This window comes from Amycolatopsis sp. NPDC047767 (assembly GCF_040704195.1).
Taxonomy (GTDB): domain Bacteria; phylum Actinomycetota; class Actinomycetes; order Mycobacteriales; family Pseudonocardiaceae; genus Amycolatopsis.
In genome coordinates this window covers 264,859-288,800 of sequence record NZ_JBEYSJ010000008.1, presented here as the reverse complement: position 1 = coordinate 288,800, position 23,942 = coordinate 264,859, and the positions used below count along the sequence as shown (strand labels likewise).

Annotated in this window: 21 protein-coding genes and 2 pseudogenes; 13 read left to right on the top strand and 10 right to left on the bottom strand. The window is 72.3% G+C overall.

Annotation, left to right across the window (positions count from 1 at the left end; all coding sequences use genetic code 11):
• Nucleotides 1–53 precede the first annotated feature (53 nt).
• Nucleotides 54–1,463: an NAD(P)/FAD-dependent oxidoreductase gene (locus tag AB0878_RS17810; protein ID WP_366581053.1), complete on the bottom strand. Its 1,410-nt coding sequence runs from the start codon at nucleotides 1,461–1,463 to the stop codon at nucleotides 54–56.
• 146 nt (nucleotides 1,464–1,609) lie between these two features.
• Here AB0878_RS17810 and AB0878_RS17805 point away from each other — a divergent pair, with 146 nt between their 5' ends.
• Nucleotides 1,610–2,071: a histone-like nucleoid-structuring protein Lsr2 gene (locus tag AB0878_RS17805; RefSeq protein ID WP_366581051.1), complete on the top strand. Its 462-nt coding sequence runs from the start codon at nucleotides 1,610–1,612 to the stop codon at nucleotides 2,069–2,071.
• A gap of 494 nt (nucleotides 2,072–2,565) precedes the next feature.
• Here the strand turns inward: AB0878_RS17805 and AB0878_RS17800 are convergent, their stop codons facing one another.
• Nucleotides 2,566–3,294 (bottom strand): lipoate--protein ligase family protein, encoded by a 729-nt coding sequence (locus AB0878_RS17800; RefSeq protein WP_366581049.1) that lies wholly within the window; start codon nucleotides 3,292–3,294, stop codon nucleotides 2,566–2,568.
• Between the two features lie 63 nt (nucleotides 3,295–3,357).
• The gene (locus AB0878_RS17795) at nucleotides 3,358–3,993 is read right to left on the bottom strand and encodes a TetR/AcrR family transcriptional regulator (protein ID WP_366581048.1); all 636 of its coding nucleotides are present in this window, start codon (nucleotides 3,991–3,993) and stop codon (nucleotides 3,358–3,360) included.
• A gap of 82 nt (nucleotides 3,994–4,075) precedes the next feature.
• Here AB0878_RS17795 and AB0878_RS17790 point away from each other — a divergent pair, with 82 nt between their 5' ends.
• Entirely contained in the window at nucleotides 4,076–5,215 is a 1,140-nt protein-coding gene (locus AB0878_RS17790; protein ID WP_366581046.1) for an oxygenase MpaB family protein, read from the top strand.
• A 26-nt stretch (nucleotides 5,216–5,241) separates the two neighbouring features.
• Here the strand turns inward: AB0878_RS17790 and AB0878_RS17785 are convergent, their stop codons facing one another.
• On the bottom strand, nucleotides 5,242–5,871 hold the full coding sequence (locus AB0878_RS17785; RefSeq protein ID WP_366581122.1) for a TetR family transcriptional regulator: 630 nt from the start codon (nucleotides 5,869–5,871) through the stop codon (nucleotides 5,242–5,244).
• A 143-nt stretch (nucleotides 5,872–6,014) separates the two neighbouring features.
• Here AB0878_RS17785 and AB0878_RS17780 point away from each other — a divergent pair, with 143 nt between their 5' ends.
• From AB0878_RS17780 to AB0878_RS17755, 6 genes and pseudogenes are all read left to right on the top strand, one after another.
• Nucleotides 6,015–7,100, top strand: a complete 1,086-nt coding sequence (locus tag AB0878_RS17780) for a ferredoxin reductase (protein WP_366581044.1) — start codon at nucleotides 6,015–6,017, stop codon at nucleotides 7,098–7,100.
• Nucleotides 7,101–7,110: 10 nt separating this feature from the next.
• Entirely contained in the window at nucleotides 7,111–8,226 is a 1,116-nt protein-coding gene (locus AB0878_RS17775; protein ID WP_366581043.1) for an acyl-CoA desaturase, read from the top strand.
• A gap of 10 nt (nucleotides 8,227–8,236) precedes the next feature.
• Nucleotides 8,237–8,419 (top strand): annotated as a pseudogene (locus AB0878_RS17770) (hypothetical protein); the annotation flags it as partial.
• A 186-nt stretch (nucleotides 8,420–8,605) separates the two neighbouring features.
• Nucleotides 8,606–9,877: a sensor domain-containing protein gene (locus AB0878_RS17765; RefSeq protein ID WP_366581042.1), complete on the top strand. Its 1,272-nt coding sequence runs from the start codon at nucleotides 8,606–8,608 to the stop codon at nucleotides 9,875–9,877.
• 21 nt (nucleotides 9,878–9,898) lie between these two features.
• Nucleotides 9,899–10,543, top strand: coding sequence for a response regulator transcription factor (locus tag AB0878_RS17760; protein WP_366581041.1), 645 nt, complete (start codon nucleotides 9,899–9,901; stop codon nucleotides 10,541–10,543).
• 18 nt (nucleotides 10,544–10,561) lie between these two features.
• Nucleotides 10,562–10,972: a secondary thiamine-phosphate synthase enzyme YjbQ gene (locus tag AB0878_RS17755; RefSeq protein ID WP_366581039.1), complete on the top strand. Its 411-nt coding sequence runs from the start codon at nucleotides 10,562–10,564 to the stop codon at nucleotides 10,970–10,972.
• A gap of 6 nt (nucleotides 10,973–10,978) precedes the next feature.
• On the opposite strand, the gene AB0878_RS17750 is transcribed toward AB0878_RS17755, so the two are convergent.
• Nucleotides 10,979–11,986 (bottom strand): ABC transporter permease, encoded by a 1,008-nt coding sequence (locus tag AB0878_RS17750; RefSeq protein WP_366581037.1) that lies wholly within the window; start codon nucleotides 11,984–11,986, stop codon nucleotides 10,979–10,981.
• Nucleotides 11,987–12,091: 105 nt separating this feature from the next.
• Here AB0878_RS17750 and AB0878_RS17745 point away from each other — a divergent pair, with 105 nt between their 5' ends.
• The gene (locus AB0878_RS17745) at nucleotides 12,092–12,790 is read left to right on the top strand and encodes a haloacid dehalogenase-like hydrolase (protein ID WP_366581036.1); all 699 of its coding nucleotides are present in this window, start codon (nucleotides 12,092–12,094) and stop codon (nucleotides 12,788–12,790) included.
• 209 nt (nucleotides 12,791–12,999) lie between these two features.
• Entirely contained in the window at nucleotides 13,000–15,210 is a 2,211-nt protein-coding gene (locus tag AB0878_RS17740; protein WP_366581034.1) for a DUF2156 domain-containing protein, read from the top strand.
• Here AB0878_RS17740 and AB0878_RS17735 read toward each other — a convergent pair.
• Nucleotides 15,150–16,172 (bottom strand): hypothetical protein, encoded by a 1,023-nt coding sequence (locus tag AB0878_RS17735; protein ID WP_366581033.1) that lies wholly within the window; start codon nucleotides 16,170–16,172, stop codon nucleotides 15,150–15,152. The two genes, AB0878_RS17740 and AB0878_RS17735, sit on opposite strands and share 61 nt — an antisense overlap.
• 12 nt (nucleotides 16,173–16,184) lie before the next feature.
• Nucleotides 16,185–17,933 (bottom strand): proline--tRNA ligase, encoded by a 1,749-nt coding sequence (locus AB0878_RS17730; RefSeq protein ID WP_366581031.1) that lies wholly within the window; start codon nucleotides 17,931–17,933, stop codon nucleotides 16,185–16,187.
• Between the two features lie 137 nt (nucleotides 17,934–18,070).
• On the opposite strand from AB0878_RS17730, the pseudogene AB0878_RS17725 reads away from it, so the two are divergent.
• A pseudogene (locus AB0878_RS17725) lies at nucleotides 18,071–18,427 on the top strand (VOC family protein).
• 24 nt (nucleotides 18,428–18,451) lie between these two features.
• A complete protein-coding gene (locus AB0878_RS17720; RefSeq protein ID WP_366581029.1) occupies nucleotides 18,452–19,345 on the top strand; it encodes a 2-hydroxyacid dehydrogenase in 894 nt (297 codons plus the stop codon).
• 17 nt (nucleotides 19,346–19,362) lie between these two features.
• Here the strand turns inward: AB0878_RS17720 and AB0878_RS17715 are convergent, their stop codons facing one another.
• A complete protein-coding gene (locus AB0878_RS17715; RefSeq protein WP_366581028.1) occupies nucleotides 19,363–20,325 on the bottom strand; it encodes a GNAT family N-acetyltransferase in 963 nt (320 codons plus the stop codon).
• 54 nt (nucleotides 20,326–20,379) lie between these two features.
• On the opposite strand from AB0878_RS17715, the gene yaaA reads away from it, so the two are divergent.
• Nucleotides 20,380–21,126 (top strand): peroxide stress protein YaaA, encoded by a 747-nt coding sequence (gene yaaA, locus AB0878_RS17710; RefSeq protein WP_285969417.1) that lies wholly within the window; start codon nucleotides 20,380–20,382, stop codon nucleotides 21,124–21,126.
• A gap of 4 nt (nucleotides 21,127–21,130) precedes the next feature.
• On the opposite strand, the gene AB0878_RS17705 is transcribed toward yaaA, so the two are convergent.
• Together AB0878_RS17705 and AB0878_RS17700 are read right to left on the bottom strand one after the other, a co-directional pair.
• Complete coding sequence (locus tag AB0878_RS17705) at nucleotides 21,131–22,219, bottom strand: FAD-dependent oxidoreductase (protein ID WP_366581026.1); 1,089 nt, start codon at nucleotides 22,217–22,219, stop codon at nucleotides 21,131–21,133.
• A gap of 4 nt (nucleotides 22,220–22,223) precedes the next feature.
• On the bottom strand, nucleotides 22,224–23,789 hold the full coding sequence (locus tag AB0878_RS17700; RefSeq protein WP_366581024.1) for an NAD(P)/FAD-dependent oxidoreductase: 1,566 nt from the start codon (nucleotides 23,787–23,789) through the stop codon (nucleotides 22,224–22,226).
• Nucleotides 23,790–23,942 lie beyond the last annotated feature (153 nt).

The window sequence follows — 23,942 nt, the reverse complement described above, 5'->3', positions numbered from 1 at the left end:
AAAAACGGCGGGTCCCCGGCAACCACCGGGGACCCGCCGTCTTCCGGAGCTTCCTACAGGCCGTAAGCCTCCAGCAGCCGCAGCCAGACTTCGCTGATGGTCGGGAACGCGGGGACCGCGTGCCACAGGCGGTCGAGGGGCACTTCGCCCACCACGGCGATCGTGGCGGAGTGCAGCATCTCCGCGACGTCCGGGCCGACGAAGGTGAGGCCGAGGATCACGCCGCGATCGGTGTCGACGACCATGCGGGCCTTGCCGGTGTAGCCGTCTGCGAACAGGGCCGAGCCGGCGACCGCGATGTCGATGTCGACGACGCGGTCGGCCGAGCCCTCGCGGGCCTCGGTGAGGCCGACGGACGCCACCTCCGGGTCGGTGAAGATGACCTGCGGCACGGCGTGGTGGTCGGCGGTCGCGCTGAAGCGGCTCCACGGCGCGGTGGAGATGTCCTCACCGCGTCCGCGCGCGGCGACGCTGTCGCCGGTCACTCGGGCGCCGTACTTGCCCTGGTGGGTCAGCAGCGCGCGGCCGGTGACGTCGCCCGCCGCGTAGAGCCAGCCACCGTCCACGGCGGACACGCGGCCGCTCTCGTCGACCTCGAGCGGGCCGTGCGTGGGCAGGCCGAGGACCTCGAGCCCGACGCTGCCGGTCGCCGGCACACGGCCCGTGGCCACCAGCAGCTCGTCGACCACCAGGTCTTCACCGCCGGTGAGCTTGAGCGAGGCGCCGCCGCCGTCCACAGCGGACACCTCGTCGATGCCCGAGCCGGTGTGCACGATCACACCGTCGGCGCGCAGGCCCGCGAGCACCAGGTCGCCCGCGAACTCCGGCAGCCGCGGCAGCGGGCGCTTGCTCGTGATGATCAAGTGCACCTGCGCCCCCAGGCGCGCCCACGCCTGCGCCATCTCCACGCCGACGACGCCACCACCCAGCACGCCGAGCCGCGCGGGCACGGCCGACGACGAAGTCGCTTCACGCGAACCCCACGGCTTGATCGTGTCGAGGCCGGGGATCGGCGGAGTGTTCGGCACGCTGCCGGTGCAGACGATCACGCCGTGGCGCGCGGTGAGCACCTGCCCGTCGGACAGCGTCACCTCCCGTTCACCGGAAATCCGTGCGTGGCCGCGGATCGGCTCGACGCCGACCCCGCGCGCCCAGTCCACCTGGCCGTGATCCTGCCCCTGCGGGTCACCGCGGCCGATGAACGAGTCCCGGCGGGCGAGCACCTGCGCCGGGTCGAGCGCGTCGCCGACCACCACCCCCGGCATGCGCTTGGCCGCGGCGAGCAGGTTCCCCGGGCGCAGCAACGCCTTGCTCGGCACGCACGCCCAATACGAACACTCACCGCCGAACAACTCGTGCTCGATGAGCGCCACCTTGAACCCGCCCATGGCGGCTCGTTCCGCGGCGACCTCACCGACCGGGCCGGCCCCGATCACCACGACGTCGAAAGTCTGTCCTGACATGGGTTCAGCGCACACCACCGCGCGGCTTCACGCAAGCCAGCCGCTAGTCTCTTCCGCGAGCTGCAAGAAATCGGCGACACCGGGTGACCGGGTCGTCGCCGTGCCGATTGCACGCACGACCACGATCGAGCACGGAGGGCTTTCGCATGGCCAAGAACACCGCCGTCCACGTGTTGGACGACCTCACCGGCGAACCCGCCGCCGAGACGGTGGGCTTCGGCCTCGACGGGCTCGACTACGAGATCGACCTCTCCGCCCCCAACGCCGCCGCACTGCGGGAAATCTTCGACCCGTACGTCGCGAACGGCCGCCGCACGGGCGGCCGCAAGCAACGGCCGCGGTTGGTCGCGGGCGCGAAAGCCGTGGCACCACAGGAAGTTCCGGCGAAGCCCCAACCCGCCAAGCCCGCCAAGCGCACCGCGGCAGCAGCCAAGACGACCGCCCGGCCGGCCACGCAGGCCGAACCGGCGCCGAAGACCGCGCAGGCCAAGAAACCGGTGAAAAACGCGGCCGCGGAACCGAAAACCGTGGTGAAGACCACTGAACCGAAGCCGGCCCGACGTCCGGTGAAGAAGATCCCCGCCGTCACCTTCTCCGCAGGCGAGTAGCTCACCGGCACTGCTTCAGCCGGCAGCAGGCGTCCCCCGCCACTGTTCTCCGCCGGCGAAACAGTGCTCATCCGCCCTGTTCTCCGCGGGCAAGCAGCACTCCCCCGCATTGCTCTTCGCGGACTAAGTAGCGCTCACCCGCGTGGTTCTCCGCGGGCAAGCAGCGCTCGCTGGCACTGTTTCGCCGGCAACTAGCCCTCACCAGTGCGGTTCCCCGCAGGCGAGTAGCGCTCACCGGTACAGCTTTAGCCGGCATGCCGGCCTTCACCGCCGCTGTTCGCCGCCGGCGCGTAGCACTCACCTACGCTGATGCCCGCGGGCAAAAAGCGCTCAGCGGCGCTGTTCTCCGCATGCGAAGTACTGGTCACCTGCGTTGTTCTCCGCGGGCGAGCGGCGCGCGACGGCGTTGTTCTCCGCGGGCGAGTAGGCTCACCAGCACTGATTTCGCCGGCAACTAGCCCTCATCCGCGCGGTTTTCCGCAGGCGAGTACCGCTCAGCGGCGCTGTTTTCCGTCGGTGTGCCAGCCGTCGTAGTGGTAGCGCGTGTCCAGCAGTGCGCGCTGGCGGTCGAGTTCCGCGGCCGAGGGCGGGCGCGGCACGAGGGGGCCGAGCAGGCCCGCGGCGGCGGCGCGCACCACTGACTCCGCCTCGCCGTCCGACGGGTGCACGCCGTGGTCGGCCAGTGATGCGACTTTGCTGCGGTGCGAGTCGAGTGGCTTCGGGTCCGGCGGGGGGCCCGTGAGGTAGGCGCCGACGCGCGCGGCGTCGGTGTCGATCAGCAGCGTCGAGTGGGCCAGCAGTCCGTTCTTGGTCCGGAACACCGCGAACCCGCACAGCTTCGCGTCGCCGATGAACAGGCCGCGCTCGCCGAGGCGCGGTGGCAGGCCGAGCTTCTCGACGGCCGCCGACATCACGAGCCCGAGCATTTCCAGCGGCCGGTCGGCCGGGCCGGGGAGCACGAGCGTGACGTTGAGGTTGCCCGGGTCGTGGAACACGGTGCCGCCACCGCTGGCGCGGCGCAGCACCGGCACGCCGTCGCGCTCGCACTCGGCCACGCGCACCTCGCGCGCCACCTTCTGCCCGCGGCCGACGACCACGCTCACCGGGTTGCGCCACAGCCACAGCACCGGCGCGGCCGGGCCTTCCCGCAGCAGCGCCTCGTCGAATGCCAGGTTCTCCGCCGGGTCGCTGAACTCCGCACGCACGTCCGACCCGGTGTCCACAGCATTCCTCCACGACCTCGCCCGCCGAAGAGCAGGCGGGTCAACGGAATCGTAGCTCTCGACCTACGACGTGAGCGGGGACGGCGACCGGATGCCGGCCGTGAGGATGTCCGCGACCAGCCGGGCGTGCTCGTCGACCGGGCCTGCCTCGCCGGCGAACCGGCCGGCCAGCGGAGCCAGCGCGAACGGACCGGCGCCGCCGGTGGCGATGAGGAAGTAGAACGTCCGCAACGGCGTCGGGCGGATCCGGCCGGCCGCGGCGAGCGTCTCGAGCGCGCGGGCCAGCGGTGCCACGGCCGGGCTGATGTAGGTGTCGAAGATGTAGTCGAGGCGCTCGCTGTTGTTGGCCGACTCGACGGTGATCAGCCCGTGCAGTTCGGGTGCTCTCGCGGCCACCTGGATGAAGCGCACGATGCCCGCGTGGATCAGCTCCATCGGGTCGGCGGCTTCGTCGCCGGTCACCTCGGCGAGATCGTCGACGATCCGGCCGAACGCCCGGTCGACGGCGGCGTACCAGAGCTTTTCCTTGCTGCCGAAGCGCTGCGGAATCGTGTTGTGGCTCACGCCCAGTTCACGGCTGAGGGTCCGGATGGACACGCCGTCGTAGCCCTGCCGTGCGAACGCCTTGATCGCTGCGGTCAGGACCCGGTCATCGGTCGCGGGTTCGGTGCCCGCCTTCGGACGTCCCGGCGATCTCACGCCGACGACCGTACGGCCGGGCCTTGACAGCTGTCAATTTAGCCGTAAATTGTCAGCTGTCCATTTATGGGGAGGGTGGGAGATGCCGGAGAGCTGGCCGACCACGCGGAGCAGGCGTTCGAGCATCGTGGCCCAGTTCGGAGAAGCCCGGGCCGACCTGGTCGGCTGGGCGCTGACCACCGGCGACCCGCTGGCCGACGCCGTCGTCGACGAGATCCACGAGCACGGACGCGCGGTGAACCTCGCGCTCACCGAAGGGCTCGGCCACGGCCTCGCGTCGTTGACCGATCCGCCGCCGGCCGTCGCGGCACTGCTGCGCGAGACCGAGACCCTGCCCGACTACGTGGACGACGCGCTGCTGGACGAGGCGTCGCTGCCCCACTTCAGCTCACCGGCGCCCGTCCACATCCTGTCGCTGAGCGCGGGCTCGCTCGTGCACGTGTACGAGTCGCCGTCGATCTCGAAGGTTCTCGCGACGACGGGCAAGCTGATCGAGGGCGCTCCGCGCCGGCTCGCCGAGACGGGGAAATGGATCGCCACCGCACTGCTTCCCGGCGCGTTGCGGCGGGGAAACCCCGGATACGTCGCGACGATCCAGGTCCGGATGCTGCACGCCCACATGCGCCGCCTCGCGCGAAACCGCGGGTACGACGAGGCCGCCGACGGTGTGCCGATCAACCAGATCGACCTGGCGAGGACGTGGATGGACTTCACGCTGACCTCCTACACCGCCGAGCAGGCCATGGGGTTCGGCTGCACGTCGAACGAGCTGGCCTCGCTCTACCGGTACTGGTGGTACGTCGGTCACCTGCTCGGGGTGAGCCCGCGGCTCGTCGAAGGCATCTCGTCCCACGACGACGCCCGGCGCGTCGCCGATCTGCTGCAGGCCGTCACCGGCCCGGCGATCCCCGAGTCGTCGGAGCTGGCGTTCGCCACCTGCCGGGCGATCGCCGGACAGCTGAACGACGTCTTGTCCCTGCCCCGAGGCATGGGTTTGCAGGCGATGTACGCGTTGACGCGCCGCTTCCACGGCCACGCGGTCGCCGACGAGCTGGGCCTGCCCCACGCTTTCGCGGCCGACCGCCTGCTGACCCCGGCGATCAGCGCGATCCGCCTGCGCCGGGCGAAGCTGCGGCGCGACCTCGCGGCGTGGCGCCGGGAGATCGAGAAGGGCGTCGCGAGGGCGAAATCGGCGGCGGAGGGCACCGACGCCGCCGCTTAGCACCGCCCTGCCGCACTCAAGCGCGCCTAGGCGGACGGGCGCCAGTGGGGCACGCCCACGAGAATCATCCGCAGGCGCTTGCGGGCCAGCTCCAACGTGCGTTCGTCGGCTTCGCGGTCGCCGTGGCGGACTTCGAGCAGGTCGACGACCGTGGCAAGCATGGCGGTGACGATCAGGTCGGCCAGCGCGTGGAGGTCTTCGGTGGGCCACTCGCGCAGGTGGTCGAACCGGGCGAGGTCGATGGCCAGGTCACTGGAGAACAGCCGCAGTTCCACGCCGATGGCGCGCGACACCGGGCCGGTGCCGGCGTAGCGCTCGCGCGTGACGAAGCGGAAGTGGTCCTCGTGCGCGCGCACGTGTTCGTACAGCGTGCGCACGGACGCGTCGATCATGCCGCGTTGGCTCACCGGCTCGGTGCGCGCCGAGCGGATCATGCCGCGCAGCGTGCGCGTGGTCTCCTCGACCAGGGCGACGCCGAGCTCGTCCATCGAGGCGAAGTGCCGGTAGAACGCGGTGGGCACGATGCCCGCGCGCTTGGTGACCTCACGCAGCGACAGGCTGCCGAACCCGCGGTCGGCGAGCAGCTCCAGAGCCGCGTCGAGCAATGCCTGGCGGGTGCGCTGCTTGCGCTCCTGCCGGCTCACCGACGCCGGCATCTCCGCTTCGGACACGTCCGGCAGCGTACTGACGCCTTCGGCATGGTCCACGTCACATCACCTCGCTCCCGCGTTGACAGCCACCCGGGCCGTGCCCCCACACTGGTGAGTGTACAGATGTGCACTCAAATCCGGAGGGCGTGATGACCGCACTGCTCCCGCAGCGCCTGCGCGGGCTCGCCTCGCTCGCCGAGGCCCTGCTCACCCCGCACGGTGCCGACCGCTACCTGGAACTGCTCGACCCGATGCTGGTCCGCCGCGAGATCCGCGGCCGCGTCGTCGCCGTCCGGCACCAGACGCCGGACACGGTCACGTTCACCGTCCGGCCGAGCCGCGCGTGGCGGGGTTTCGAGGCCGGGCAGTACGTGCGCCTGACCGTGGAGATCGACGGCGTCCGGCGCACCCGCTGCTACTCGCCGTGCGGGCCGGGCGGCGGCGACCTCGAGTTCACCGTGAAGGCCGACCCGCAGGGCCTGGTGTCGCGGCACCTGCACGCGACCACCCGCGTCGGCACGGTTTTCGGGCTGTCGGCAGCGGACGGCGAGTTCACGCTGCCTTCGCCGCGACCGGAGCGGATCGTGCTGGTCAGCGGCGGCAGCGGCATCACGCCGGTGCTCGCGATGGCACGCCGGCTCGTCGCCGAAGGCCACCGCGGCGAGGTCGTGTTCCTGCACTACTCCACCACCGCCGACGACGTGCTCTACCGCGCCGAACTGGCCGAGCTCTCCGAGCGCCACCCCGGGTTCCGGGTCGTCCACGCGCACACCCACGGCCGGGGCGGCGACCTGCGCGGGTTCTTCTCCAAACAGCACCTCGCCCACGCCGCGCCGTGGTTCCGCGACGCCGAGACGTTCGTCTGCGGCCCGAAACCGCTCATGGACTCGGCGCGCGAACTGTTCGAGACCGAAGGACTCGGTGAACGACTGCACACCGAAGAGTTCACCGCGCCACCGCTGACGTTCGACACGGAGGCAGCCGAAGGGACCGTGCGGTTCGCCCGCAGCGGCCGCGAATGCGCCAACTCGGGCAAGCCGCTGCTGGAACAGGCCGAGGACGCCGGCCTATCACCGGAGCACGGGTGCCGCATGGGCATCTGCTTCTCCTGCACGCAGGTGAAGACCGCCGGGCGCGTGCGCAACGCCCGCACCGGCGAGGTCTCCGGCGAAGAGGACGAAGAGATCCAGCTCTGCATCAGCGTCCCGGTCGGGGACGTCGAGATCAACGCCTAGGAGGGACGCCATGACAGGACTTCAGGACCGCCTCACGCCCGAACAGATCGAGGAGTTCGGCCGCGAGCTCGACGCACTGCGCCAGCGCGTCGTCGACGACCTCGGCGAGGCCGACGTCGAGTACATCCGCACGATCATCAAGACCCAGCGCGGGCTGGAGGTCGCGGGGCGCGGGCTGCTGTTCGCGGGTTTCCTGCCGCCGGCGTGGGTCGCCGGCGTCGCGGCGCTGTCGCTGGCCAAGATCCTGGACAACATGGAGATCGGCCACAACGTGATGCACGGCCAGTACGACTGGACGCGCATCCCCGAGCTGAGCTCGCAGCGGTTCGAGTGGGACAACGTCGCGCCCGCCGAGAACTGGCGGCACTCCCACAACTACCTGCACCACACGTTCACGAACATCCTCGACAAGGACCGTGACATCGGTTACGGGATCCTGCGGATGGACGCGGCCCAGAAGTGGCACCCGTACTACCTCGGCAACCCCGTGTACGCGACGCTGCTGGCCCTGATGTTCCAGTGGGGTGTGATGCTGCACGACCTCGAAATCGAGCGAGTTTTCAAGGGCGAGCGCACGTGGGCGGAAAACGTGCCGGTGCTGCGCAAGATCGTGCGCAAGGCCGCGCGCCAGATCGGCAAGGACTACGTGCTCTTCCCGCTGCTGACCGGTCCGCTCGCGCCGCTGACGCTGGCAGGCAACGCGAGCGCGAACCTCGTGCGCAACCTGTGGGCGTTCGCGATCATCTTCTGCGGCCACTTCCCCGCTGACGTGGAGAGCTTCACCCAGGAAGAGACCGACTTCGAGTCCCGCGGCCAGTGGTACCTGCGCCAGATCCTCGGCTCGGCCAACATCACCGGCGGCCCGCTGTTCCACATCCTTTCGGGCAACCTCTCGCACCAGATCGAGCACCACCTGTTCCCGGACCTCCCGGCGCGGCGCTACCCCCAGATCGCCGCCGAGGTGCGCGAGATCTGCGAGCGCTACGGCCTGCCCTACAACACCGGGCCGCTGCGCAAACAGCTGTGGTCGGTGGCCAAGAAGATCGTGAAGCTGGCGCTTCCCGGAACGCCTTCGGGCGGTCCGGAGGTTACGGTGGATCCCGACCGGCAACTCCGAGCAGCCTGAGGAACCTCACATGGTGGGTCAGTTCGAAAGCGGCAAGGACACGGTGCAGGAGCTCACGGAATCCGCGGCCACCCACATCGGGGCGATCGCGACGATCATCACCGGCGCCGTGCGCGACATCGCGCGCGAAACCGGCAGCTGGCTCACCGACGTGATCGAGATGCGGGAAGCGTCGCAGCGCGCTCGGGAGGACAGTGCCCGGGAGACCGGTGCCCGAGAGACCACGGCCCACGAGACCAGCGCCCGCGAGTACCGCGCTCCTGAGCCCGGGCAGCGCCCCGAAGAATACTGACGCTCCGGGCCGGGCGGGGGAAATCCCCCACCCGGTCCAGGGCGAACCCGGTGGTCGGCCGGCCGTGCGGCGGGCAGACTCCGGGGCATGACTTCTCGGGCCGCGGACGCACGCGCACCGCGGCGCGGGTGGTGGCCCGGGCCGCTGCGGCAGACCCGGGCGGAAGCGGCGTGGCTGGTGGTGGCCGGCGTGCTGTCGCCGAGCGCGCTCGTCGTCGTGCTCGCCGGGCTCGCGATCGGCGTCGCGTTGAGCCCACTGGGGCTGGGGCTGCTGGTGCTCGCGGCGGTCGTCCGCGGGATGCGGCTGTCCGGCGGCCTGCACCGGCGGCTGGCGGGAGTCCTGCTCGACGCTCCGCTGCGCGCGCCGGCGCCGGTGGCGCTGCGGCCCGGGCTGTGGCACTGGCTGGTCGCGCGGCTCGGCGACCGGCACGCGTGGCGCGCGGGCGCGTACCTCGTGCTCCGGGTCCCGATCTCGTTCGCGGGGTTCGCCGTGGCCGGGTCGCTGCTGGTGTTCGGTGTCGCGGGGGCGAGCTACCCGGTGCTGTGGTTCTTCACGCGCGACGTGCTGCCGGTCTACAACATCGTGAGCCGCACGTGGCCGGGCACGGTGCTCTGGGCGGTCGGCGGCGTGCTCGCGCTGGCCGCGGTGCCGTGGGTCGTGCACGCACTGGCGGTCCTCGACCGGTGGCTCGGGCGGCTGCTGCTGTCGGGGCCCGGGCTGTTGCAGCGCCTGCGGTTCCTGGAGGAGACGCGGGCGACGGCGCTCGAAGACGCGGCGCAGCGGCTGCGGCGCATCGAACGCGACCTGCACGACGGGGCCCAGGCGCAGCTCGTCGCGATGGCGATGAAACTGGGGCTGGCCAAGGAAGAGCTGGCCACGGACACCGTCGACCTCGACCAGGTGCGCACGCTCGTCGAGGCCGCGCACGGCAACGCCAAGCAGGCGCTGGTCGAGCTGCGCGACCTCGCCCGCGGCATCCACCCGGCGGCCTTGGACAAGGGACTCGACGTGGCACTGTCCACTGTGGCCACTTCAGCCGGGATGGCCGCGACGGTGTCCGTGCGGCTGGACCGTCGGCCGCCGCCGTCGCTGGAAGCGGTGGTGTACTTCGCCGCCGCGGAGCTGATGACGAACGTGGCGAAACACTCCGGAAAACCTTGCACCGTCACGATCGACGAGCACGACGGCGTCCTGCGCCTGACCGTGGCCGACCCCGGGCCGGGCGGCGCGGCGGTCGTGCCCGGCGGCGGGCTGGCCGGGATCGCGGAGCGGCTGCGGCCGGTGGACGGCGAGCTGACGGTGGTGAGCCCGCCCGGCGGCCCGACCGTGGTCACGGCCGAGGTTCCGCTGCCTCGCTAGGCTGGCCGCAAGGGGGGACGCATGCGGATCGTGATCGCCGAGGACTCGACCATCCTGCGCCAGGGCCTGGTCGAGCTGCTGGGGCTGCGGGGCCACGACGTCGTCGCGGCGGTGAAGGACGCGGAGGAGCTGCGGTCGGCCGTGCGCGCGCACCGGCCCGACGTGTCCGTGGTCGACATCCGCATGCCGCCTTCGCACACCGACGAGGGCCTGCGCGCGGCGATCGAGCTGCGCGAGGAGCTGGCAGGCTGCGCGATCCTGCTGTTCTCGCAGTACGTGGAGACGAAGTACGCCAAGCAACTGCTCGCCGACCAGGCCGGCGCGGTCGGTTACCTGCTCAAGGACCGCGTCGCCGAGGTCTCCGACTTCCTCGACGCACTGCGCCGGGTCGCGGCCGGCGAGACGGTGCTGGACCCCGAGGTCGTGCGTCAGCTCTTCGCGGCCACGGGCGGGACGGGGCCGCTCGCGGAGCTGACGACCCGCGAACGCGAGGTGCTCGACCTGATGGCGCAGGGCCGGTCCAACTCCGCGATCGCCGGCGATCTGTTCCTGTCGGCCGGATCCGTCGAGAAGTACGTGACGAGCATCTTCGCCAAGCTCGGCCTGCCGCCGTCGGAAGGCCACAACCGGCGGGTGCTCGCGGTGCTGCGCTACCTGGGTGTTTGAGCACCTACGCTGGCGAACATGTACTCCACCGAGCTAGAGGTGCACACCGGCAGCACCGCCGTGGTCCACGACCTCACCCACGAGGCCGAGAAGTTCCTGCGCGACGCCGACGCCACCGACGGCCTGCTGCACGTCTGGGTCCCGCACGCCACGGCCGGCCTCGCGATCCTCGAAACCGGCGCCGGCAGCGACGACGACCTCCTCGCCGCGTTGGAGGACCTCCTCCCCCGCGACGGGCGCTGGCGGCACCGCCACGGCAGCCCGGGCCACGGCCGTGACCACGTGCTGCCCGCGCTGGTGCCGCCGTACGCGACGATCCCTGTGCTGGGCGGCGTGCTCGCGCTGGGCACCTGGCAGTCGATCTGCCTGGTCGACACCAACGTCGACAACCCCGTGCGCAAAATCCGCTTCAGTTTTCTCTGCAGCTGAGCTGCCTCAACCGGCCGCGACCTCGACCGGCCGTTCCGCAGGCCGCGCTTCGGGCAGCTCGCGCCGTGGCCGGCCCGGCCACAGGGTCAACACCAGGCCCACCGCGAGCAGGCCGGTCAGCACCCAGACGCCCGTGGTCACGTCCGGGGCGCCCGGTACGCCCTGGAGAAGGCTGCGCAGGCCTTCGGTCGAGAAGCGGAACGGCGTCCACGACCACAGGAGCGTGCGGTAAGCCGGGTTGAGCAGTTCGGGCACCTGCCCGGCCACCGCGGGCGCCACGAGGTACAGCGGCGCCAGGATGGCCAGCGCCCGCAGGCCGAGGAGTCGCAGCAGGCCGGCTTGCAGCGCGGCGAACGCGGTGACCGTGAGGAACAGGAAGCCGAGCACGTCCCAGGTCAGCGGAAGCGTCGAGTCCCACAGCGCGGCGAAGCCCACGAGCACGCCCGTCACCAGCACGCCGCTGCCGAGCACCTGCGCCAGGCGCACCGGAACGCTCACGCGGCGGCCGGCGCTGAGCCGCACCAGCACGGCACCGGCGACGAGCGAGCCCAGCCACGCCAGCGCGCTGGCGGCCAGTGGCACGATCCGGCCGGCCGCGCTCGCCGGGTGCAGCATCTCGAGGCGCGGCTCGCCGGGCAGCGCCTGGGCGGCGCCCGCGAGGACCTGCTGCGCCACCTGCGTACCCGCCGGGTTCACCGCGCCGGAGAGCACGACGGTCGCGGCGGGGCCGGGACGAAGCTCCAGGATCCCGTAGACCTCCTTGTCCGCCAACAGGTTCCGCGCCTCGGCGGGGTCGGCGACGCGCCAGTCGAGCTGCGTGCCGCCGTGGGCGGCGACCTGGCGCGCCAGCCCGGCCAACGGCGGGGGCGCCGAAACCGCGACGGGCACGTGGTCGGGTGCGACCGTGGCCTGCGCCCCGAAGGTCAGGAACCCCAGCACCACGGCGGCAAGCGCACCCACCAGCACCGCGACCAGGGCGAACGCGCCCGCGGGGCGCCGAGTTGCAGCCGGCATGACGGCCTCCCAGTTATTCCTCAAGTGTTGAATTACGACCAAAGTAGGTCGCACCCTCCGGAAAGTCAACAGACGTTGAATACTTCCGCCGGTACCCTCACGGCCGTGACGACGACGCACGCGCACCGGCTGGTGCTCTGGGACATCGACCACACGCTCGTGGACCTCACGGGCGTCGGCAGCAGCTGGTACGCCACGGCCCTGACGGCCATGGGCACCGAGCTGCGCACCCACCCCGACTACGGCGGGCGCACCGAGCGCGCGATCACCGCCGACATCCTCACCACGCACGGCATCGAGGCGACCGAGGAGAACATCCAGCGCCTGTGGAGCGAGCTGATCGCCGTGGCCGACGAGGCCCGCGGCACGCTCCACGAAGCCGGCCGGGCCCTCGACGGCGCCGCGGCGGCACTGGCCGCGATGGCCGGCCACGGCGCCGTGCAGACGCTCGTGACCGGCAACCTGCCGGAGATCTCGGTGCACAAGCTCGCCACGTTCGGCCTCGACGAGCACCTGGAGCTGGAGATCGGCGGCTACGGCTCACTCTCGGCGCACCGGCCCGACCTCGTCCCCCACGCCGTGGCCGCGGCAACCGCGAAGCACGGCACGGCGTTCGCGCCCGGTGACGTCGTGGTGATCGGCGATACCCCCAACGACGTGAAGGCCGCCCTCGACAACGGTGCCGTCGCGGTCGCCGTCGCCACCGGGCACTACAGCGCCGAAGAGCTCGCCGCCTCGGGCGCCCACACCGTCCTGCCCGATCTCGCCGACCTCGACTCGGTGCGCAAGGCCGTGCTCGGCTGAGCGGCCAACCCCTGTTTTTCGCCCCGCACGGCGGTTTCGGCCGCGCGCCGAGGCCGCCGTGCGCGGTTCGCCCCTGGTCGAGCGGTGTTCCCTGAGCCCGCATCCGCCTTCGGGTCAGGGTTTTCTCCCTCCGGGGTCGCACTCCCCTAGGGGGACAAGTCGCTCCCACGACGGATGTCGGCTTTAGGTCCAGGCGCAAGACTCGGATCATGACGACCGCATCGCCGGCGGCGGGGACCGCCAGCGGTGCCGGCACGGGGGGACGCGGGCGGGCGGCCGGAAGGCCGAAACGCGAGCGGTTCGCCGTGCTCTGGCGCCGCCTTCCGTTCACCACCACCGTCGTGCTCGCGATCCTCGTGGCCGGAGCCGCGAGCCGCACGCTCTGGCAAGCCGCCGAGCACCAGCCGTCGTTCGCCTACTACGCCTACGGTTTGCCGTCGCTGGAACACGGCCGCTGGTGGACGCTGGCGACCGGCCCGTTCTTCGCGCTGCGGCCGCTGTTCTACCTGCCGATGGCCGGTACTTTCGCGCTGCTGACGGGGTTCGCGGAATGGCAGCTCGGCACGCGCCGCACGATCCTGGTGACCGTCGGCGGGCAGCTGGCCGCGGCCGCGGCGGCGATCCAGTTCCTCGTGCTGTGCCGCCATTCCGGCTGGACGTGGGCCGCGCACATCGCGACCACGCTCGACGTCGGCTTCTCCGGCGGCACGCTCGCGGCCATCGCCGTGGCCAGCGCGACGCTGCGCGCGCCGTGGCGGCTGCGGTTGCGCGCCGGGCTGTGCGTGTACGCGGGTGTCGCCATCGTGTACGTCGGCACGCTCGCGGATCTCGTGCACTTCTTCGCGCTGGTGCTGGCCTTGCCGCTCGGCCACCGGCTCGCGGGCAAGGCGCACCTCGCCGAACCGGTGCGGCCGAGCGTGCGCGAGTGGCGGCTGCTGGCGTGCGCGGGACTATTGCTGCTCACCGTGGCCGAAGTCGTGATGTGGCTCGTGCCGGGTGACGGCCCGTTCGGCCCGTCCGACGCGGTTTCCCTTTCGACGCCGGAGATCCTCGTCATGGCTGTGCTCGTGGTGCCGATACTCAACGGCCTGCGCCGCGGGTCGCGCGTCGCGTGGCGCTGGGCCGTCGGGCTGTGCGTGTTCGCGGTGTCGCAGGTGCTCGTGGTGAGCGGGGTCCTGGCCGTGGCGAAGCTGGTGCGTGCCGAGTACGACGGCCACGGGCTTTCGCTGTTCTTCGTGGACAATCTCTTGTGGACGATCGAGCTGGTGCTGCTGCTCGCGGCGAGCAGAGCGTTCCGGGTGCCGTCACGCCGGCGTCGCCGCAAGCTGCTGCGCGGCGGTCCGGACGCCAGCGTCGCCCGGCTTCTCCTGGGGCGCAACGGAGGCAGCACGATCTCGTGGATGACGACGTGGCCGCAGAACGCGTACTTCGTCGCCTCCGACGGCGCGTCCTACCTCGCCTACCAGCGCCATGCGGGCGTCGCGATCGCGCTCGGCGATCCCGTGGCGCCGTGCGGCTCGGCGGCTCGCGCGCTCACGGAGTTCCGGGAGATGTGCGAGAACTCCGGGCTCGTGCCGTGCGTGTTCTCCGCGACGGCCACCACCGTCGGTGTGACGCGCGAGCTCGGCTGGCAGCACGTGCAGGTCGCGGAGGACACGCTCGTCGACCTCGAACACCTGGAGTTCCGCGGGAAAGCCTGGCAGGACGTGCGTTCGGCGCTGAACAAGGCCGGCAAGGACGGCATCGAGTTCCGCCTGGTGCGCCTGGCCGAGCAGCCGCCCGCGATCCGCGAGCAGGTGCGCGTGCTCTCGGAGGAGTGGATCGGGGACAAAGGCCTGCCGGAGATGGGGTTCACGCTCGGCGGGGTCGCCGAGGCGATGGACCCGGCGACGCGCGTGGGGCTCGCGATCGACACGTCGGGCACCGTCCACGGCATCACGTCGTGGCTGCCGGTGCACACGGGCTCGGGCACCGTCGGTGGGTGGACGCTCGACGTGATGCGCCGCCGGCCGGGCGGGTTCCGGCCGGCGATGGAGTTCCTGATTGCATCGGCGTGCCTCGCGCTCCGCGAGGAGGGCGCGCGATTCGTGTCGCTTTCGGGCGCGCCGCTCGTGCGCAGCCGCGACACCGCGCCGGCGCGCGCGGTGGACCGGGTGCTCGACGCGGTGGGCGCGCTGATGGAGCCGTACTACGGGTTCCGCTCGCTGCACGCGTTCAAGGCGAAGTTCCAGCCGCGGCGCGAGCCGCTGTACCTGGCCTACCGCGACGAGGCCGACCTGCCGCGCATCGGCCTCGCGCTCGGGCGCGCGTATCTGCAGGGCACCGGGCTGAAGGACTTCGCGAAGCTGGCGTTGCGGCGTCAGCGCGTGGTCGGCGGCGGGGTGGTCGTGGACCGGTCGGCGGCCGGGACGCCGCGGTAGCTCTGCAGCAAGCGGACGACGTCGGCGCGGCTGGTGGTGTCGTCGGTGTAGGCGAGGAGAACCACGGACTGGGTCGCGGTGGCCAGGGCGAGGGCGCCGACGGTGACGTGCTTCGGAGTGCACGCCTCGGTGCCGTCCTGGGTGACATCGGCGAGCACCAGCCGCGCGGGACCGGTGGTCGTCTCGAGCTGCACGGTCGCGTCCTGCGCCGGCGTGTACGTCACCTTCGCGCCCGGGGCGTAGGCACTGCCGACGAGGTCGCCGACGGCTTTGCGGGCGGCGGCTTCGGCGTCGCCGCCTTCTTCCGTCGTGACGCCGGACCCGCCGCGCCGGCTGTCGCTGCCGCAGTAGCCGCGGCCGACGGACGCCGTGGTGCTGAGCGTGATCCCCGGCGAGGTCGCCGTGCCGTCCCAGCCGTGGACGACGCCGGGTTCGGGCGTCCAGCCCGGCGGGACGTCGTAGGCGAAGCTGCCGTCGCGCGCGGCCACGGACGACCAGCCGTCGACCACCGCGGGCACGACGACGTGCGGCTCGGGCTGGAAGGTGACCGGACCGCGGCTGGGCGTCGGCGGGCTCGCCGAGTGGTGGCGGGCGGCGCCGAAGAAGTTCATCGCGCCCACGCCGAGGGCGATCACGGCCACGAGGATCCACAGCGCCCGCGACGGCCGCCCCTTCAACCGCGTGGGTGGCCGGCCTGGTGGCCGGATGCGCCGGGGCTCCGCGCGTGGCGTGTGCCCGGCTACGGCGGGATCCTCGGCGTACCAAGGAATTCCACCGGCCTGCTCGCCTTGCGCCGACCACGGACCGGCAGCCGGCTCGGCAGCGGGCTGCCCGGAATCCGGGGAGCCCGCTGCCGGGAAGCCGGGTGCGTCAGCGGGTTCGTACCCGCCGACGCCGGTGAGTGCGGCGTTGTCCTCGTAGCCGCCGTCGTCCTTGCGGCCGGACCGGCCGAAGAGCCCCACCGGCGGGCGTCGTCAGGAGCGAACGAGCTTGACCAGGTGGCCGACCACGGAGTCGACCGGGATCTCCTCGCGTTCGCCGGTGCGGCGGTCCTTGACCTCGACCAGCCCGTTGGCCAGGCCGCGCCCGACGACGAGGATCGTGGGCACGCCCACCAGCTCCGCGTCGGCGAACTTCACGCCCGGGGTGGCCTTGCGGTCGTCGAACAGCACGTCGACGCCGGCCGCATCCAGCTCCGCGACGAGCTTCTCCGCGCCCGCCGCGATGGTCTCGTCCTTGCCCGCGACGACCACGTGCACGTCGTACGGCGACACCTCGCGCGGCCACACCAGGCCGGCGGTGTCGTGGTTCTGCTCGGCGAGCACCGCGACCAGGCGCGAGACGCCGACGCCGTAGGAGCCCATCGTGATGCGGATCGGCTTCGAGTCCGGGCCGAGGGCGTCGAGCTCGAACGCGTTGGCGTACTTGCGGCCCAGCTGGAAGATGTGGCCGATCTCGATGCCGCGCGCGGCGACGAGGGTGCCGTGGCCGTCGGGCGACGCGTCACCCTCGCGGACCTCCGCGGCCTCGATCGTGCCGTCGGGCGTGAAGTCGCGGCCCGCCACGAGGTCGAGCACGTGGTGCCCGTCCTGGTCGGCGCCGGTCAGCCACGCGGTGCCGGTGACCACGCGCGGGTCGACGAGGTAGCGGACGCCGTTCTCCTTCAGCGCCTTCGGGCCGATGTAGCCCTTGACGAGGAACGGGTTCTTCGCGAAGTCCGCCTCCTCCAGCAGCTCGACCTCGGCGGGCTCGAGCGACGCTTCGAGGCGCTTCAGGTCGACTTCGCGGTCGCCCGGCAGGCCGACGCCCAGGAGCTCCCACTCCTTCGCGCCCGGCTGGCGGATCTTCAGCATCACGTTCTTGAGCGTGTCGGCCGCGGTGAACTCGCGGCCGAGGCCCGCGGCGTTGAAGAACGCCACGAGCGACTCGATGGTCGGCGTGTTCGGCGTGGCGTGCACCTGCGCGGCGGGCAGGCCCTCGATCGGGCGCTCGGCCGGCGCGGGCGTGACCACGGCCTCGACGTTGGCCGCGTAGCCGGACTCCGTGCTGCGCACGTAGGTGTCCTCACCGGTCTCGGCGACGGCGAGGAACTCCTCCGACGCCGAGCCGCCCATGGCGCCCGACGTCGCGGCGACCACCACGTACTCGAGGCCGAGGCGGTCGAACAGCTTGATGTAGGCGTCGCGGTGCGCCTGGTAGGAGCGCTCCAGGCCCTCGTCGTCGAGGTCGAAGGAGTAGGAGTCCTTCATCACGAACTCGCGGCCGCGCAGGATGCCGGCGCGGGGGCGCGCTTCGTCGCGGTACTTCGTCTGGATCTGGTACAGCGTGACCGGGTAGTCCTTGTACGAGCTGTACTCGCCCTTCACAGTGAGTGCGAAGAGCTCCTCGTGCGTCGGGCCGAGCAGGTAGTCGGCGCCCCGGCGGTCCTTGAGGCGGAAGAGGTTGTCGCCGTATTCGGTCCAGCGGCCGGTGGCCTCGTAGGGCTCGCGCGGCAGCAGCGCGGGGAACTGGATCTCCTGCGCGCCGATCGCGTTCATCTCTTCGCGCACGACCTGCTCGATGCGGCGAAGCACCCGCAGGCCCAGCGGCAGCCACGAGTAACCACCCGGGGCGACCCGGCGGACGTAGCCGGCACGCACCAGCAGCCGGTGGCTGGGTACCTCGGCGTCCGCCGGATCCTCGCGCAAGGTGCGGAGGAACAACGACGACATCCTGGTGATCACGGTGGACTCCCTGCGCTGAGAGGCTGAGAAGATGAGCGGGGGTTGACCGACACAGCGTAGTCAACCGCCGTCCGGGCATTCCACCCGGTTATCGCGTGGTCGGCGTTTTGTCGGTGCCCCGGGCTAGCGTCGGCGGCATGGCACTCGAACTGGGCATGATCACGATCGACTGCGCGGACCCGCGGGTCCTCGCGGACTTCTGGACGCAGGCGCTCGGCGTCGCGGTCGAAGCGGACTACTGACCCTTCGTGATGCTCGCGCGCCCCGGCGGCGGCAGGCCCGCGCTGGCCTTCCAGCAGGTCCCCGAGCCACGCACCGTGAAGAACCGCGTGCACATCGACTTCTCCGCACCCGACCGCGAGGCGGAGGTGAAACGCCTGGTCGGGCTGGGTGCGAGCGAGCAGGATCGGCACGCGCAGCCGGGCATCGAGTGGACGGTGCTGGCCGATCCGGAGGGCAACGTGTTCTGCGTGGCGCAGGCGGGCGCGCACTGAGCCGGCGGCACTAGGTTGGCGGGCATGAGCGCGCGAGTTCTCCTGCCCTGGACCGACATCGAGCTGCCCACCGGGCTGGCCGCCGTGTACTACGACGGCGTGACCCTGCCCGGCGACGACCTGTCCGGCGTGGAGTTCTACGTGCTCCCCTACGACGCGGGGAGCGAGCCGCCGAAGCTGATCGGGAAGCTGCCTTCGCTGCGTGCGGTGCAGGCGCTGTCGGCCGGCGTCGAAGCGCTGGTGCCGCTGGTACCCGAGGGCGTCGCGCTCGCCAACGGCCGGGGCCTGCACGACCTCAGCGTGGCCGAGCACGCGCTCGCGCTGATCCACGCGTCCCAGCGGGACCTGCCGCGGTGGTTCGCGCAGCAGGCCACCGGGTCGTGGGAACGCGAGCACACGCGCTCGCTCGCCGACAGCCGCGTGCTGCTCGTGGGCTACGGCTCCATCGGCCACGCGATCGAGCGGCAGCTGCTGGCCGCCGAAGCGGTGGTCACGCGGGTGGCGAGCCATGCGCGCGAAGGCGTACACGGGATCGCCGAGCTGCCCGGGCTGCTGCCGTCGGCCGACATCGTGGTCTTGATCCTGCCCGAAACCGCGGCCACGAAGGGGCTGATGAGTGCCCGTGAGCTGGCGTTGCTGCCCGAGGGCGCGCTCGTCGTGAACGTGGGGCGCGGCTCCGCGATCGACACCGCCGCGCTGCTGGCCGAGACGACCACCGGCCGGCTGCGGGCCGCCCTCGACGTCGTGGACCCCGAGCCGCTGCCGGCCGACCATCCACTGTGGAGGGTGCCGGGCGTGGTGATCACGCCGCACGTCGCCGGCGGTTCGGCGTCGTTCTACCCGCGGGCCAAGAAACTCGTGGCCGAGCAGCTGCGCCGTTTCGTGGCCGGGGAACCGCTGCTGAACCGGGTTGAGTGAGGCTGTCGATCAACACTTCAGATCGGCAGCACGTAGCCGTAGTAGGTGTCGGCGACCTCGTAGCCGCAGCGCTCGTAGATGCCGACGGCGCTGTGGGCGTTGTCGGTGTCCACGGACAGGGCCGAGCGCTCGAACCCGGCGTCGCGGGCGTGGGCCAGCGTGTGACCGAGCAGCGCCGTCGCCACACCGCGGCCGCGCAGCTCCGACAGGGTGCCGACGTAGTCCACGTACAGCTCCTTCACGCCGGTGCCCGCGTAGTCCGACGGGTGGAACGCGCTGAGCACGAACCCGACCACCGCGTCGTGCGCCGGGGTCAGGAGCAGGAACGACAGGTCCCCGCGGAAGTCCTTCGCGCCCGTGATGCGGTGGCGCCAGGCTTCGGGTGACAGCTCGGCGCTGCCCCAGTGGCCGGAGAAGGTCGCGTTGCGGGCCACGCGGGTGAGGTCGTCGTAGCGCTCGTCGAACGCGACCACCTCGTAGTCGGCCGACAGCGGCCGCGCGGGCGGCAACGCGCTCAGGTCGGCGCGCATCTCGACGAACGACCGCGCGCGCCGGAACCCGGCCCGGGCCAGCGCGTCGAGGTACCAGTGCTCGTTCTCGTGCGCCCCGGCGTGCAGCTCCAGCGGCGCGTCGGGGAAGGCGCGCTCGTGCACGCGTTTGCCGGCGTCGAGGAACCACGTGGTGAGGTGCGCGGCGACGTCGGGCGTGCGGAACTCGGGATGCGTCATCGCTTCGACGCGCGGCATGTGCACCGGGTCGGCGGCGTCGCGGCGGCGGATGGCCGCGTAGCTCACCAGGCGGTCGCCGGCCCAGCCACCGGTGCTGGCGAGCGCGAGGTCGAGGTCGGGTCCCTGCATCTCCTCGCGCAGGTCGGCGGCGGTGTAGTGCTCGCCGGTGCGGTCCACCTCCTCGGCGGCCGCGAACACGGTCGCGAGCTGCTCCGCATCGCCGAGGGCGAGCGGGCGCCAGGTGAGCTCCATGACGTCAGCGTAGGCGGGCGCTGAACGGCGGCGCACCCCGATTACCCTCGTCGTGTGCTGGTGCTCCTCCCTCCTTCCGAGACGAAGGCCGACGGCGGCAAGGGCGCGCCGCTCGACCTCGAGACGCTGTCGTTCCCCGAGCTCAACCCCGTGCGGGCCAAGCTCGCCGACGCGCTCGTCGAGCTCGCCCAAGACGTGCCCGCGAGCCTCGCCGCGCTCGGCATCTCCGAGCGCCAGAGCCACGAGGTCGCGCGCAACGGGAGCCTGTGGACCTCGCCGACGCTGCCGGCGCTGCGCCGCTACACCGGCGTGCTCTACGACGCCCTCGACATCGGCAGCTTCACCCGCGCCGGCCTGGAGAAGGCCCACCGCCGCCTGGCCGTCACGTCTTCGCTGTTCGGGGTGGTCTCGGCCACCGACCCGATCCCCGCGTACCGCCTCTCGGGCGGCAACAGCGTGCCCGCGCTCGGCACCGTGCGCAGCCTGTGGAAGCCCGCGCTGGAGCCGGTGCTGCAGGACATCGAGGGGCTCATCGTCGACCTGCGCTCGGGCACGTACTCGGCGTTCGCGAAGCTGCGGCCCGGCGCGGTGACGGTGCGCGTGGTCACGGAGGACGCCGCCGGCAACCGCACGACCGTGAGCCACTTCAACAAGGCCTACAAGGGCCGGCTCGCCGCGGTGCTCGCGACCTCGCGCACCGAACCGTCCACTGTGGACGAGCTGGTCAAGGTGATCACCAAGGCGGGCCTCACGGTGGAGCGCACCGGCGAGCACGCCTTGGAACTGCTCACCGACGACTGAGCCGTCAGCCGAACCGTGAGGGCGAGCACGCCGTCAGCAGATCCGCCGGCAAGTCTTCGCCGAGCACGAGCGCGGCGATGAGCTTGCCCGCGTACGGCGCCAGCGTGAGCCCGGCCGGCCCGAAGCCGGTGGCCAGGAACAACCCGGGCGCGGCCTGGCCCAGCAACGGCAGCGTGTCCGGCGTCGCAGGACGGAAGCCGACGCGGGTCTCGGCGAGCGTCGCGTCGGCCAGGCCCGGCGCGACGGCCAGCGCCTGGTCCAGCACCTCGCGCTGGCCGGCGGCCGTGACCCGGTAGTCGAAGCCGGAGTCCGTCTCGCGCGTCGCGCCCGCCACGACACGGCCGCCCGCGAACGACAGCAGGTAGTGGCTCGACCGCGGCAGCACCACGGGCCACGCGGACGTGTCCGTGTCCGGCACGTCGAAGTGGCTGATCTGCCCGCGTTGCGGCGCCACCGGCACCACGATGCCGAGCGGCTCGGCCAGCGCCGCCGACCACGCGCCCGCAGCGAGCACCACGGCGTCGCCGGTCAGTTCCTCGTCGCCGGCGCGCACGCGGGAACCGGACAGCAGCGTTGCCTCCGCCGACACGAACCGCGCGCCCCGCTGCTCCGCCGCGGCCACGAGCGCCGCCCGCATCACCCGGCCGTCGACGCGGCCCGCGCCGGACAGGTGCACGGCGGACAGCTCGGGCGCCAGCGGCGGGAAGACCTCGCGCGCCTGCGCCGGGTCCAGCCGGCGCACCTCGCCCGCCTCGGGGGCGCCCGCGACCCGCTCGACCAGCCGCGCGTGGGCCTCGTCGAGCTCGGCCGGGTCCGCCGAGACGACCATCCCGCCGACGACCTCGAACGACGAGTCGTGCCCCTGCTCGCGCAACGCCGCGGCCAGCTCCGGGTAGTACGCCCCGGCGGCGGCCGCGAGCGGGTAGATCGCGTTGTCCCACCGCGAGGTCCAGGGGCTCACGATCCCGGCGCCGGCCTCCGTCGCGACGCCGGGCAGCCCCGCGTCCACCACGACGACGTCGGCCCCGCTGCCCGCGAGGTGGTAGGCCGTGGCTGCTCCGGCGATCCCGCCGCCGATCACGATCACGCGCATGCCTTCACCCTGCCCGCACTTCGCCGCGCCGTCGAGCGAGCACCGCCATCGCCGCGTTGTGCCCGGGGATCCCGCTCACGCCACCTCCGCGAACGGCGCCGGCGCCACACAGCAGCACGCGCGCGTGCGCGGTCTCGACGCCCCACTTCCCGGCGTCGGCCGGATCTTCGGCGTAGGGCCAGGACAGGTCGCGGTGGAAGATGTGCCCGCGCGGCAGGCCGAGCTCGGCCTCCAGGTCCAGCGGCGTCTTCGCCTCCACGCACGGGTTGCCGGCCGCGTCGCGTAGCAGGCAGCTCTCGATCGGCTCGGCGAGCACGCTGTCCAGCGACGCGATCGTGGCGCGCAACGCCTCGGCCCGCGCCCGCTCGTTGTCGGCCTCGAACAGCCGCGCCGGCATGTGCAGGCCGAACAACGTCAGCGTCTGCACGCCCGCCGCGCGCTCGGCCGGGCCGAGGATCGACGGATCGGTGAGCGAGTGGCAGTAGATCTCGCACGGCGGCAGCGCCGGGATCTTGCCCGCCGCGGCCTCGGCGTACGCGGTTTCGAGCTGCGAGTAGGTCTCGTTGACGTGGAAGGTGCCGCCGAACGCGTCGCGCGGGTCCACGGCGGCGTCGCGCAGGCGGGGCAGCCGCGACAGGACCATGTTCACCTTGAGCTGCGCGCCTTCCGGGCGCGGACCGGGCGCCGCCTCGCCGAGCAGCCGCGCGAGCGTGTCGGGGGCGACGTTGGCGAGCACGTGAGAGCCGACGGCCACGCGCTCGGTGCCGTCGAGCGTGTAGCGGACCTCGCCGTCGGGCGAGACCGACCGCACCTCGGCGCCGGTGACGAGCGTGGCCCCGGCGCCGCGGGCGGCGTCGGCGAGCGCGCCGGTGACCGCGCCCATCCCGCCCACGGGCACGTCCCAGTCGCCGGTGCCGTTGCCGATCAGGTGGTAGAGCAGGCAGCGGTTCTGCCGCAGGTCCTCGTCGCCGGCACCGGCGAAGGTGCCGATGAGCGCGTCGGTGAGCACCACGCCGCGCACGGTGTCGTCGTCGAACAGCCCGGTGAGCGTCTCGGCGATCGGCCGTTCGAACAACGTGGCCCAAGCTTCGACGTCGCCGATGCGGGCTTTGAGGTCGTCCCGGGTCGGCAACGGTTCGGTGAGCGTGTCGAACGTCGCCGCCGCCACGCGCCCCGCCAGCGCGTAGAACTCGCGCCACGCGTCGAAGTCCTTTGTGGACCCGGTGACGGCGCGGAAGGCCGCCGCGGTGCGCGCGTCGTCCCCCGTGTCGACAAGGAGACCGGTGTCGCCGGACGGCGTGTAGGACGACATCCGGCGCCGGCGCAGCTCGACGTCGAGCCCGAGGTCGGCCGCGATCTTCCGCGGCAGCAGGCTCACCAGGTAGGAGTAGCGCGACAGGCGCACGTCGACGCCGTCGAACGCGCGGAACGACACCGCCGCTCCCCCGATCTCGCCGCGTCGTTCCAGCACCAGCACCGAGCACCCGGCCCGGGCCAGGTAGGCCGCCGCGACCAGGCCGTTGTGACCGCCGCCCACGATCACCGCGTCGTACTTCCCGCCACCGTTCATGCGCCCGAGGCTAGGGGGCGGTAATTCGGTTGCGCGACCCCCGGACGGCCCGGCATGCTGCGGGCGAACCGGCGGGGTGCCGGTGGCCGACGGAAGCGAAGGAGGTGCGTCATGGCGATTGTCCGGGCGCTGACCTGCCCACTTCCGTCCGCC